This is a genomic window from Paenisporosarcina sp. (assembly GCF_049671445.1).
In the GTDB taxonomy this organism is placed as follows: Bacteria; Bacillota; Bacilli; order Bacillales_A; family Planococcaceae; genus Paenisporosarcina.
The window spans coordinates 1-12,064 of record NZ_JBATUX010000070.1 but is presented as its reverse complement, the minus strand read 5'-3'; the positions used below and the strand labels follow the sequence as shown (position 1 = coordinate 12,064).

The 12,064-nt window shown below is 38.1% G+C and carries 13 protein-coding genes and 1 riboswitch; all 13 genes read left to right on the top strand.

Annotated elements, in window-relative coordinates:
- The first annotated feature begins 651 nt into the window (after nucleotides 1–651).
- The gene (locus WBG45_RS09490; RefSeq protein WP_024534068.1) at nucleotides 652–993 is read left to right on the top strand and encodes a toprim domain-containing protein; all 342 of its coding nucleotides are present in this window, start codon (nucleotides 652–654) and stop codon (nucleotides 991–993) included.
- A gap of 13 nt (nucleotides 994–1,006) precedes the next feature.
- Nucleotides 1,007–1,315, top strand: a complete 309-nt coding sequence (locus WBG45_RS09485; RefSeq protein WP_424414020.1) for a thioredoxin family protein — start codon at nucleotides 1,007–1,009, stop codon at nucleotides 1,313–1,315.
- Between the two features lie 57 nt (nucleotides 1,316–1,372).
- A riboswitch (SAM riboswitch) is annotated at nucleotides 1,373–1,479 on the top strand.
- 86 nt (nucleotides 1,480–1,565) lie between these two features.
- Nucleotides 1,566–2,591 carry a methionine ABC transporter ATP-binding protein gene (locus WBG45_RS09480; RefSeq protein WP_424414018.1) on the top strand — a complete coding sequence of 342 codons (1,026 nt, stop codon included), beginning with the start codon at nucleotides 1,566–1,568 and terminating at the stop codon, nucleotides 2,589–2,591.
- Entirely contained in the window at nucleotides 2,584–3,252 is a 669-nt protein-coding gene (locus WBG45_RS09475; RefSeq protein WP_024534071.1) for a methionine ABC transporter permease, read from the top strand. Before WBG45_RS09480 ends, WBG45_RS09475 begins: the two co-directional genes overlap by 8 nt.
- Nucleotides 3,253–3,311: 59 nt before the next feature.
- Nucleotides 3,312–4,136 (top strand): MetQ/NlpA family ABC transporter substrate-binding protein, encoded by an 825-nt coding sequence (locus tag WBG45_RS09470; RefSeq protein ID WP_424414017.1) that lies wholly within the window; start codon nucleotides 3,312–3,314, stop codon nucleotides 4,134–4,136.
- Nucleotides 4,137–4,295: 159 nt separating this feature from the next.
- Nucleotides 4,296–5,486: a dicarboxylate/amino acid:cation symporter gene (locus tag WBG45_RS09465; RefSeq protein ID WP_424414016.1), complete on the top strand. Its 1,191-nt coding sequence runs from the start codon at nucleotides 4,296–4,298 to the stop codon at nucleotides 5,484–5,486.
- Nucleotides 5,487–5,586: 100 nt separating this feature from the next.
- Entirely contained in the window at nucleotides 5,587–6,117 is a 531-nt protein-coding gene (locus WBG45_RS09460) for a hypothetical protein (protein WP_424414015.1), read from the top strand.
- A gap of 339 nt (nucleotides 6,118–6,456) precedes the next feature.
- Nucleotides 6,457–6,615: a hypothetical protein gene (locus WBG45_RS09455; RefSeq protein WP_196810263.1), complete on the top strand. Its 159-nt coding sequence runs from the start codon at nucleotides 6,457–6,459 to the stop codon at nucleotides 6,613–6,615.
- 282 nt (nucleotides 6,616–6,897) lie between these two features.
- The gene (sufC, locus tag WBG45_RS09450) at nucleotides 6,898–7,677 is read left to right on the top strand and encodes a Fe-S cluster assembly ATPase SufC (RefSeq protein ID WP_024534076.1); all 780 of its coding nucleotides are present in this window, start codon (nucleotides 6,898–6,900) and stop codon (nucleotides 7,675–7,677) included.
- 17 nt (nucleotides 7,678–7,694) lie between these two features.
- Nucleotides 7,695–8,999 (top strand): Fe-S cluster assembly protein SufD, encoded by a 1,305-nt coding sequence (gene sufD / locus WBG45_RS09445; RefSeq protein ID WP_424414012.1) that lies wholly within the window; start codon nucleotides 7,695–7,697, stop codon nucleotides 8,997–8,999.
- Nucleotides 8,999–10,228: a cysteine desulfurase gene (locus WBG45_RS09440; protein WP_424414010.1), complete on the top strand. Its 1,230-nt coding sequence runs from the start codon at nucleotides 8,999–9,001 to the stop codon at nucleotides 10,226–10,228. The genes sufD and WBG45_RS09440 overlap by 1 nt, the downstream gene beginning before the upstream one ends.
- Nucleotides 10,218–10,655 (top strand): Fe-S cluster assembly sulfur transfer protein SufU, encoded by a 438-nt coding sequence (sufU, locus tag WBG45_RS09435; protein WP_024534079.1) that lies wholly within the window; start codon nucleotides 10,218–10,220, stop codon nucleotides 10,653–10,655. The genes WBG45_RS09440 and sufU overlap by 11 nt, the downstream gene beginning before the upstream one ends.
- A gap of 18 nt (nucleotides 10,656–10,673) precedes the next feature.
- A partial coding sequence (sufB, locus tag WBG45_RS09430; protein ID WP_424414007.1) for a Fe-S cluster assembly protein SufB occupies nucleotides 10,674–12,064 on the top strand: 1,391 nt, incomplete at its 3' end.

The following is a 12,064-nucleotide window of genomic DNA, read 5'->3' as shown; positions in this document are numbered from 1 at the left end:
CGATACATAATATGCGGAATGAAAAGATTACAGCTTCTGAAGTAGCACAAGTCATGCGTGATTTAGAGTCAAGACTAGTCGTAAAACAATGACTCTGCTGAGAACTCCTTACAAATGGGCCTGACCCCATTTTGTAGGGAGTTTTTCTTGAAAGATAAGAAAGTATATAATTTTAGTTCCATAAATCCAGTGTTTCAGGCGGACGCTTTCCGCGGGGCGGGTGGTGAGCCTCCTCGGTCGCTTCGCGATCAGCGGGGTCTCACCTATCCCGCTGATCCCACTGGAGTCGCCTCCTTCCACTACAATCCATGAAGTGAGTAGTATAACCAACAAGAAAATCTATCAATTGCTTATTGCGAAGACACGAATAAATGATTCTAAGATACGCTAGAGATAGAACCAACCTATAATCGTAGTTGCCATCTATATTAGTTGATTAAAGCGCAGGTGGCGACTTCTGCGGGAATAGCATGAGCTGAAGACCCCGCAGGAACGCAGTGACGAGGAGACTGAAGCCATGCCCGCGAAAAGCGTCCACCGTAGTGGAAATCAACAGGACACTATGGTTACTCTTCTTAAAAGGACCGGGCGCACTTGGCCAGGTTTTTTTATATATTGCGTATAAATCGTTCTTGTTAGGAGAGGGATCCCATGCTTTCAGATAAAGTAATCGTTGTAGAAGGTCGTTCAGATAAACAAAGAATACAAAAAATTATCGCAGAGCCGATTGAGATTATTTGTACGAACGGAACGGTCAGTCCTTCACGTTTAGAAGAGTTACTGACACCTTACGAGCATGGTGACATGTATATATTTGTAGATGCAGATGAATCAGGTGAAAAATTACGTGCGCTCATTAAGCGCGAATTTCCAGAGGCTCTTCATTTGTATACGGACGTTACTTATCGTGAAGTAGAGACAACCCCTATGAAAGTTCTTGCGACCATTCTTCTCGGTGCGAATATTGAAGTGAAGTCGCAATTTATAACATAAAAGGATGAAGACAATGAAAGAATGGACAAGTGCAGAATGGGAAACTCATTCTCAAAACGCAAATGTTGCAGCCTATTACTTATACGCTCCAATGTGTGGGACTTGCCAAGTCGCCTCAAAAATGATGGATGTGGTAGAAGAACTCTTGCCAAGCGTAAAAATCGGCCAAGCGAATTTAAATTATGTAGAACATATAGCAGTAGAACAACAAATTGAAAGTGTACCTTGTTTGTTAATTTCTGAGAATGGTCAAATTAGTGAAAAAATTTATGCTTTCCAATCCGTTCCATATCTCTACAATCGCTTGAGAAAAAATGTTTGACGTTCACTTTTCAACGTGGTACAGTATCACTCGTAACAAAAAACTTAATATCGTAAACTCTTATAAAGAGAGGCTGAGGGAAGTGCCCGATGAAGCCCGGCAACCGTCACAATTTGTGAAATGGTGCCAAATCACTCAAAGTTTATTGCTTTGAAAGATGAGAGAACGGTCTAACGTATATAATTATGCAATTAGTCCCTTCTGCTTTTCTGCGGAGGGGACTTTTTAAATTCAGAGGTGAACGAGAGAAATGATTCAATTACAAAACTTATCAAAAACATTTAAAACAAGTAATGGTCAACTTGTCGCAGTAGATGATGTGACATTGACTGTTGACCAGGGAGAGATTTTTGGGATTATCGGCTATAGTGGTGCTGGTAAAAGTACGTTAATCCGATTACTAAATGGACTCGAAAAACCGACGTCCGGAAGTGTGACCGTTAATGGCCAAGAAATATCATCAAGCTCTGGACAAGCGCTTCGAAGTGCCAGACAAAAAGTAAGCATGATTTTCCAACACTTTAACTTACTATGGTCTAGAACAGTTGAAGATAATATTTCGTTTCCGCTTGAAATCGCAGGAATAAGTAAAGCAAAACGTCTGGAACGAGTAAAAGAGCTAATCGAACTTGTTGGATTAACAGGCAGAGAAAAAGCATATCCTTCTCAATTATCTGGAGGACAAAAACAACGTGTTGGGATTGCACGTGCACTTGCAAATAATCCAGAAGTATTATTATGTGACGAAGCTACATCAGCACTAGACCCAGAAACAACGGATCAAATTCTAGAGTTGCTAGTCGATATTAATAAACGCTTAGGGTTAACAATTGTGCTAATTACACACGAAATGCATGTTATTCGTAAAATTTGTCATCGCGTTGCAGTAATGGAAGCAGGGACAGTGGTAGAAATGGGATCTGTTCTTGAAATTTTCCAAACACCACAACAAGACATCACAAAACGTTTTGTAGCACAGATTAATGGTCCCGAAGAAGCTAGTCAAACAATCGCCCACCTAATCGAACAATATCCTTTAGGGAAGCTCGTGAAACTCGTGTTTGTGGGGGATCGAACTGAACAACCTATCCTATCTAGGTTAATTAAACAATATCAAGTAGAAGTAAATATCGTACAAGGAAATATCTCGCAAACTCGAAATGGCGCATACGGCACATTATATTTGCAAATTGATGGGGATGCTTTAGCAATCGAGCAAGCAATTGAATATTTACATGTACAAGAAGTTCATACGGAGGTGATCTCACATGATTGAAAACCTTCTACCTAATGTTGATTGGGAAAAAATGTGGGAAGCAACACTTGAAACACTTTATATGTCTGCAATGGCCACTGGGTTCACATTTGTCATCGGTCTTGCACTAGGGATTTTGCTATTCGTGACAAGTCCACGTCAATTATGGGCGAACAAATTAGTCAATTGGTTAACGGGAGCATTCGTCAATATATTCCGATCAATACCATTCATCATTCTAATCATTTTACTAATACCATTTACGAAGTTATTATTGGGTTCCATCCGTGGTCCTGATGCAGCATTACCGGCATTAATTATTGGTGCAGCACCGTTCTATGCAAGAATGGTTTTGATTGCATTGCGTGAAATAGATAAAGGAGTAATCGAAGCTGCTCGGTCAATGGGGGCGAAAACCTCAACAATTATTTGGAAAGTTTTATTACCGGAGTCCTTACCGGCTTTATTATCTGGACTTACAGTCACGGCTGTTGCGCTCGTTGGCTATACAGCAATGGCGGGGATAATTGGTGCTGGTGGCTTAGGAACCTTGGCATTTCAGGATGGGTTCCAACGCAGTCGCGAAGATGTAACGCTTGTAGCTACTATTATCATCTTAATTATCGTTTTTATCATCCAGTGGGTAGGAGACGCGATAACTGCAAAAGCAGACAAGAGATAATTCGGTGTAGCTAGTACAATACTCGATAACAAATACAACCGGAAAAGGGAGAGATACTTTTGAAGAAACTTGTAGCAGGAATATTATTATCAGTAAGTGCAATGACACTGGCAGCATGCGGTGGCGGAGATAATTCATCATCAAACGGTGATAGCAAAGAATTAGTGGTCGGTGCGTCAAACGGAATTCATACAGAAGTTTTGGAAAAAGCACAGCCTCTACTTGAAGAACAGGGTATCGACCTTGTCATCGAAACATATCAAGACTATGTTTTACCAAACCAAGATTTAGAATCTGGGGATTTGGATGCAAACTATTTTCAACATATCCCTTACTTGGAATCACAAATGGCTGATCATGGTTATGATTTTGCCAACGCTGGCGGGATTCATATTGAGCCAATCGGTGTATACTCTAAAAAATATAAATCTCTTGACGAACTACCGGATGGTGGAACAATTTTAATTAGTAATTCAGTAGCAGATCATGGTCGCGTACTTTCAATTTTAGAAGCGGAAGGATTAATCACCTTAGCTGAAGGAATTGACAAAACAAAAGCAGAAGTAAAAGACATCGTTGATAATCCTAAAAATTTGCAGTTTGATGCAGAATACGAAGCAGCCCTTCTTGTTCAAATGTATGAAAATGAAGAAGGCGACGCTGTATTAATCAACTCAAACTATGCAATAGATGCTGGTATTAACCCATTGGAAGATTCAATCGCAATTGAAAAAACTGACTCTCCTTATGTAAACATCATTGCTGTTCAATCTGGTGATGAAGAAAATAAAGAAATTAAAGCATTAGTGGAAGTATTAAAATCAAAAGAGATTCAAGATTTCATTTCGGAAGAATGGGACGGCTCAGTAGTTCCAGTAAAATAATATAAATAAATTAAAAGACGTCGGTTTCTGACGTCTTTTAATTTTGCAGAAAAAACGGAGTATTCCGCCTTTTGAAGGATGTATTCACTTTAGTAAGTGGGTGTGTTAAAGTAATCTCATCTTTTCGGAGAGCACACTTGTACATTCAAGGAGGACAACATGAAAAAGATCAAAATTGGATTACTAGCACGAATCGTACTTGCAATTGCATTAGGTGTTTTAGTCGGGTCGTTTGCACCTGAAGCTGTCGTTCGAATTATGGCAACATTCAATGGTTTATTCGGAAACTTCTTAGGTTTCGTTGTTCCATTAATTATTATTGCTTTCATTGCTCCTGGGATTGCTCAACTGGGTAAAGGTTCTGGGAAATTATTAGGACTGGCTACCTTCTTTGCCTATGGTTCAACTATAATAGCTGGCTTTATGGCATTTTTCATAGCAACTAATGTGCTACCTAAATTCATTTCCTCTTCTTCAGGTGAATCATTTGAAAATCCAGAAGAATTTCTTGCCACTTCATTTTTTAAAGTTGATATGCCACCAGCAGTAGGAATTATGAGTGCATTACTTCTTGCATTTATTTTTGGAATTGGTATGGCAGCAACAAAAAGTGACATACTAAAAAAAGGTTTCGACGAATTTAATGTCATTATTGAAAAAGTAATAGCAAACGTTATTATTCCTTTACTTCCAATTCATATCTTCGGAATCTTTATGAATATGACTTTTGGAGGACAAGTGGCTAAAATATTATCCGTTTTTGCCATTGTATTCGTGTTAATTCTAATCTTACATCTTGTCATGCTGGTGCTACAATATTCAGCAGCGGGTGCTCTAAATAATAAAAACCCATTAAAGCTAATGAAAATTATGTCTCCAGCTTATTTTACAGCGCTTGGTACACAATCTTCAGCAGCTACTATTCCTGTCACTTTAGCTCAAGCTCGTAAAACCGGTGCTTCAGCAAAAGTTACAGACTTTACAATTCCATTGTTTGCAACGATTCATTTATCTGGAAGTACAATTACAATTGTCACTTGTGCGATTGGCGTAATGCTACTAAATGGACAGGCGATCGAATTAAAAGATATGGTACCATTTATCTTCATGTTGGGAATTACTATGATTGCGGCGCCTGGTGTACCTGGTGGTGCTGTAATGGCAGCGATTGGTTTGCTTAGCACGATGCTTGATTTCAATGAAACCATGGTTGCACTTATGATTGCTCTTTATTTAGCACAAGATAGTTTTGGAACAGCAACTAATGTTACAGGTGATGGTGCTTTAGCATTAATTGTAAACCGGTTTACGCGTGATAAGGCTACACATCCCAATGAAATAAAAAGTTAATATTCAAGCAGTTCCGACTATTTGGTAATTTATTTACAGGTGAATTTCGCTATGGTAATATAACAAAGCAAATATTCCCAAAATTGAAGGAGATTGAATGATGAAAAAAGTACTACTACTTATTGCTTCACTTTCTTTAGTTCTTGCAGCTTGTTCTGGAGACAAAGAAGAGAAAAAAGAGAATACGAATGAAGAAACAACAACAGCTGATAAGAAAGTGAACCCTGCTGGAGAAATGATGAAGTTTTACTTATCAATTTCTCAATCTATAAATGAAGTCGATGCAGATTTAAACGCTTATGAAAGCGCGAAAGCTGAAGAAGCACTTCCTGAAGGTGCTGATCTTAAGAAGATGCAAGATGCTGCAAAAACAGCTGCAGATAATGCAGCGGTTAAAGTAGAAGAATTAGAAGTCCCTAGTGAATTAAAAGATCATCAAGAATCAATCGATTCAGCATTAAATAAAATACAAGAAGCTTATACAATGAAATCAGAAGCATTAGCTGCAGAAGGCGAAGTTGTATTAGATGAAGCAAACGCAAAATTTGAAGAGGCAGACGCTGAATTAAATAAAGTCCTTGAAGAAGTAGAATTAGAAGGTTCAAGCATTTTCAACGAAGTATCACTATAAGAAAAATTCGTCCGTTTAATTGGACGAATTTTTTTTTGAATTAATAATTGAAGAGGGATGTAAAAGTAACTTTCATATATGATAGTTACTGTATAAGCGGTTATTTCGTGTAATGGTGAGACATTAGTAAGTATTGGAAAATTAGGATAGACAATGTCTAATCCCGTTCTTTGATAACCCCATTTCTTATAAACCGAAATTAAATAATCTTTTTTTGTTTGAATCACTTCTAAATGGGTATCTATATAAATGTGAAGGATAACAACTCGGAATTGAGGGTTGAAAACTTGAAAGGAATGATTCACTATCCAATCACTAGATTTCACCTACACAGAACGTATGGACCAAGCATTTAGAGGCGCACATGGAGTTGGGTTGGTCGATTATCAACATAATTCAAAACTTCGATTAAAAGTCGAAATGGAACGTGAACGCGATCATGAACTTGGCCAACAAATGGCTGCTAAATTAGAGCGTCAAGCACACCGCGAAGTATGATGAATATTAGTAAAGTCAATGAGCTTGTTCTCATTGGCTTTTTTTGTATTTGGATGAAATCGATTCTCAATTAGGAAAGCTTTATTGAAAATGAAGCAATCAAATTTATATGTTAGTGATGAACGTGCTAATAATAGTGAATTCAATTGTTTTAAACGATTTTAATAAACTAATAGCAGCGTCTAAAAGATTTGCATGGGTTCGATAATTACGTTAAGATTAGAATGATAATAAATTAAGAATGGTATTCACCATTCATTTATACATTATGGAGGTAGTAAAATGTCGACTTTAGTAATTCAAGATCTTCACGTTGCCATTGATGGCAAGGAGATTCTTAAAGGGTTAAACCTTACACTTAATACAAACGAAATTCATGCGATAATGGGACCGAATGGTACTGGTAAATCAACTTTAGCATCAGCAATCATGGGTCACCCGAAATATGAAGTAACTTCTGGTTCTGTAACTTTAGACGGTGAAGATGTACTTGAGATGGAAGTAGATGAGCGCGCACAAGCGGGTCTTTTCTTAGCTATGCAATATCCAAGTGAAATTACTGGTGTTACAAATGCTGACTTCTTACGTTCAGCAATGAACGCTCGTCGCGAAGAAGGCGATGAAATTTCAATCATGAAATTTATTCGTGAGCTTGATTCGAAAATGGAATACCTTGAGATGGACCAAGATATGGCTCAACGTTATTTGAATGAAGGATTCTCAGGCGGAGAAAAGAAACGTAACGAAATTCTTCAATTAATGATGATTCAACCGAAATTCGCTATTCTTGACGAGATTGATTCTGGTCTTGATATTGATGCACTAAAAGTTGTTTCAAAAGGAATTAATCAAATGCGTGGAGAAGGTTTTGGTTGCTTAATCATTACCCATTACCAACGCTTACTTAACTATATTACTCCGGACAAAGTTCACGTAATGATGCAAGGCCGCGTAGTTAAATCAGGTGGTCCTGAACTAGCTCATAAACTAGAAGCTGAAGGTTACGACTGGATTAAAGAAGAATTAGGGATTGAAGACGAGACTGTTGGTCAAGAAGCGTAAGGAAGGGAGACATACACATGACGGTTGAAACGAAATTGGCATTAACCGAACAAGATGTACGCTCCTATTCAATTGCGAAACAAGAACCTTCTTGGTTTGCTGAATATCGTGTACAAGCCTTGCAAGCGGCAGAACATTTGCCAATGCCAACGCCAGATAAAACAAAAATTGATAATTGGAATCTCACAAACTTTCCAGTGCACACAGTAGAAAGCAAACCTTTTGCTTCTCTTGCTGAATTACCGGAAGAAGTGAAATCCATTGTAACTGATGAACAAAAAAGTGTGTATATTCAACGCAACAATACACCAGCTTTCTTACAAGTGTCAGCTGAATTAACTTCACAAGGTGTTATTTTTACAGATATTTTAACGGCTGTCCGTGAACATGGTGAGCTTGTTAAAAAATATTTCATGACGAATGGCGTGAAAACTGACGAGCATAAACTTGCTAGTCTAAATGCAGCTTTAGTTAATGGTGGCGTATTTGTATACGTGCCTAAAAATGTTGAAATACTTGAGCCTATCCAAGTAGTATTCTTACATGACGATGCGCAAGCTTCTTTGTTTAACCACACAATTGTTGTGGCTGATACAAATAGCTCAGTAACATATGTAGAAAACTACCTTTCAACTGTTCCCGAAGGTTCAGGAATTGTAAACATTATTTCTGAAGTGTTTGCTGAAGATAATTCACGTATCACTTATGGTGCTGTAGATGTCTTGGCAACGGGAATGACAACATACGTAAACCGACGCGGTGTAGTTAATCGTAACGCTCGTATTGATTGGGCTCTTGGTTTAATGAATGACGGGTATACCATTTCAGAGAACGTGACACACTTAGTGGGTGATGGCTCTTATGGAGATACTAAAATGGTAACTGTAGGACGAGGTAAACAAAAACAAAACTTTACAACAAAAATAATTCACTGGGGTAAAAACTCAGAAGGTCATATCTTGAAGCATGGTGTAATGAAAGATGAAGCCTCTTCTATTTTTAACGGAATTGGTAAAATCGAACATGGTGCTACAAAATCAAATGCTGTACAAGAGTCACGTGTATTAATGTTAAATGAAAAAGCTCGTGGAGACGCGAATCCAATTCTTTTAATTGATGAAGATGATGTAACTGCAGGACATGCAGCTTCAGTAGGTCGCGTAGATCCTCTTCAACTTTATTATTTAATGAGTCGTGGTATTTCTAAACGAAATGCAGAACGATTAGTAATTCATGGTTTCCTTGCGCCAGTTGTAAATGTATTGCCAATTGAAGGCGTTAAGAAGCAACTGACGGAGGTAATTGAAAGGAAAGTGCGCTAATGATCAGTAAAGACATTCGAAGCTATTTCCCTATATTAAACCAAGAAGTTAACGGCAATCCACTTGTCTATCTTGATAGTGCAGCGACTTCTCAAAAACCCGTTCAAGTCATTGAAGCTTTAAAGAAATATTATGAGTTTGATAATTCAAATGTTCATCGTGGTGTTCATACACTTGGTAATCGAGCGACTGAAAGTTATGAAGGTGCCCGTGAAAAGGTACGTAACTTTATTTCTGCTAAGTCCACGCATGAAATCATTTTCATGCGTGGTACAACAACAGCTATTAATACAGTGGCACAAAGTTATGGAGTTGCGAATGTACAAGAAGGCGACGAAATCGTTATCACCTATATGGAGCATCATTCAAATATTATTCCTTGGCAACAACTGGCTAAAGAAAAAGGTGCGATATTAAAGTACGTTGATTTAGAGGAAGACGGTACATTGTCTTTAGAAAAAGTCCGTGCAACAATTACTGAGCGAACAAAAATCGTGTCGATTATGTATGTGTCAAATGTTCTTGGAACAATGAATCCGATAAAAGAAATCACGCAAATTGCTCATGAAAATGGCGCAATTATGGTCGTAGATGGTGCACAAGCAGCTCCCCATTTACGTATCGATGTGCAAGATTTAGATTGTGATTTCTTTGCTTTCTCTGGACATAAAATGTGTGGTCCTACTGGAATCGGCGTATTATATGGTAAAAAAGAGTTGCTTGAGCAAATGGAACCTGTTGAATTTGGCGGTGAGATGATTGACTTTGTTGGTTTGTATGAATCGACATGGAAAGAACTCCCGTGGAAATTTGAAGGTGGAACACCAATTATTGCAGGTGCTGTTGGTTTAGCTGCAGCAATCGATTTCTTGGAAGAAATTGGTCTTGACGAAATTGAGCAGCATGAACACAAACTAGCGGCATATGCGATGGACCGGATGTCTACGATAAATGGACTAACTATTTACGGACCACAAGATCCTGGTAAGAGAGCAGGAATTGTTACGTTTAATCTAGATGATGTGCATCCTCATGATGTGGCAACCGTTCTAGATATGAGCGGAATTGCTGTTCGTGCTGGACACCACTGTGCTCAACCGCTAATGAAATGGTTGCAAGTAACAGCAACTGCTCGTGCAAGCTTCTATTTATACAACTCGGAAGAAGATATTGACCGATTAGTAACAGGACTTAGCGCAGCAAAGGAGTATTTTAACGATGTCTTTTAACAATTTAGATCAACTATATCGAACAGTGATTATGGATCATTACAAAAAACCTCGTAACAAAGGTATGCTTGAAGATAGCGTTACAATTGAAATGAATAATCCTACTTGTGGAGATCGTATTCATTTGACTTTACAAGTGAAGGATGGAATCGTTGAAAACGCTAAATTTGATGGCGACGGTTGTTCCATTTCAATGGCTTCTGCATCGATGATGACGGTAGCTGTTAAAGGCAAACCAATTGATGAAGCGTTGGAACTTTCAACGATTTTCTCAGATATGATGCTTGGAAAAGAACATGATGACTCTATTGACCTAGGTGATATCGAAGCTCTATCTGGTGTAGCCAAGTTCCCAGCACGTATTAAATGTGCAACACTTGCTTGGAAAGCCATGGAAAAAGGTGTAGAAAACGAATCACATTCGTAATAGAACGGAGGAAAGATGATGGCTAAAAAAATGCCTGAAATCGGCGATTACAAATATGGTTTCCACGATAAAGACGTATCTATTTTCCGTTCGAAACGTGGTTTAACACGTGAAATCGTAGAAACTATTTCAAATATGAAAGAGGAACCTCAATGGATGTTAGACTACCGTCTAAAATCTTTGGAGATTTTTTATTCAAAACCAATGCCACAATGGGGCGGCGATATGGCTTCCTTAAACTTTGATGAGATTACGTACTATGTAAAACCATCTGAAGCTACAGAAACATCTTGGGATGAGGTACCGGACGAAATCAAACGTACTTTTGACAAACTTGGTATTCCAGAAGCAGAGCAAAAGTATTTATCAGGTGTATCTGCACAATATGAATCAGAAGTTGTTTATCACAGCATGAAACAAGAACTTACAGACATGGGGATTATCTTCAAAGATACTGGTGCAGCTCTTCGTGAAAATGAAGAACTTTTCAAAAAACACTGGGCTACAGTTATTCCGAACTCTGATAACAAGTTCTCAGCGTTAAATTCAGCAGTATGGTCAGGTGGATCATTCATCTATGTACCACCAGGTGTTAAAGTGGAAACTCCACTGCAAGCATATTTCCGTATCAACTCTGAAAACATGGGTCAATTCGAACGTACGTTAATCATCGTCGATGAAGGCGCAAGCGTTCACTATGTTGAAGGTTGTACAGCACCAGTTTATACAACTAACTCACTTCACAGTGCAGTTGTTGAAATCATTATTAAAAAAGATGCTTATTGCCGCTATACAACAATTCAAAACTGGGCAAATAACGTCTATAACTTAGTAACAAAACGTGCTGTTTGTGATGAAAATGCGACAATGGAATGGATTGATGGTAACATCGGTTCTAAATTAACAATGAAATATCCAGCAGTCATCTTAAAAGGTGAAGGTTCACGTGGTATGACATTGTCAATTGCTATTGCTGGTAAAGGTCAGCATCAAGATGCTGGCGCAAAAATGATTCACTTAGCACCAAATACTTCATCTACGATTGTTTCGAAGTCAATTTCGAAGCAAGGTGGTAAAGTAACGTATCGTGGGATTGTTCGTTTTGGCCCTAAAGCTTCAGGAGCACGTTCTAACATTGAATGTGACACGTTGATTATGGATAACCAATCTACATCAGATACAATTCCTTATAACGAGATTTTGAATGATAATGTATCTTTAGAACATGAAGCAAAAGTTTCAAAAGTGTCTGAAGAGCAATTATTCTACTTAATGAGCCGAGGTATTTCTGAGCAAGAAGCAACAGAAATGATCGTAATGGGCTTCATTGAACCATTTACAAAAGAATTACCTATGGAATATGCAGTTGAAATGAACCGTTTGATTAAGTTCGAAATGGAAGGTTCAAT

Bases quoted from the DNA above. Each gene is read 5' to 3' on its own strand.
- WBG45_RS09490 (WP_024534068.1), top strand. From the start codon at position 652: ATGCTTTCAGATAAAGTAATCGTTGTAGAAGGTCGTTCAGATAAACAA.
- WBG45_RS09485 (WP_424414020.1), top strand. From the start codon at position 1,007: ATGAAAGAATGGACAAGTGCAGAATGGGAAACTCATTCTCAAAACGCA.
- WBG45_RS09480 (WP_424414018.1), top strand. From the start codon at position 1,566: ATGATTCAATTACAAAACTTATCAAAAACATTTAAAACAAGTAATGGT.
- WBG45_RS09475 (WP_024534071.1), top strand. From the start codon at position 2,584: ATGATTGAAAACCTTCTACCTAATGTTGATTGGGAAAAAATGTGGGAA.
- WBG45_RS09465 (WP_424414016.1), top strand. From the start codon at position 4,296: ATGAAAAAGATCAAAATTGGATTACTAGCACGAATCGTACTTGCAATT.
- WBG45_RS09460 (WP_424414015.1), top strand. From the start codon at position 5,587: ATGAAAAAAGTACTACTACTTATTGCTTCACTTTCTTTAGTTCTTGCA.
- WBG45_RS09455 (WP_196810263.1), top strand. From the start codon at position 6,457: ATGGACCAAGCATTTAGAGGCGCACATGGAGTTGGGTTGGTCGATTAT.
- sufC (WP_024534076.1), top strand. From the start codon at position 6,898: ATGTCGACTTTAGTAATTCAAGATCTTCACGTTGCCATTGATGGCAAG.
- sufD (WP_424414012.1), top strand. From the start codon at position 7,695: ATGACGGTTGAAACGAAATTGGCATTAACCGAACAAGATGTACGCTCC.
- WBG45_RS09440 (WP_424414010.1), top strand. From the start codon at position 8,999: ATGATCAGTAAAGACATTCGAAGCTATTTCCCTATATTAAACCAAGAA.
- sufU (WP_024534079.1), top strand. From the start codon at position 10,218: ATGTCTTTTAACAATTTAGATCAACTATATCGAACAGTGATTATGGAT.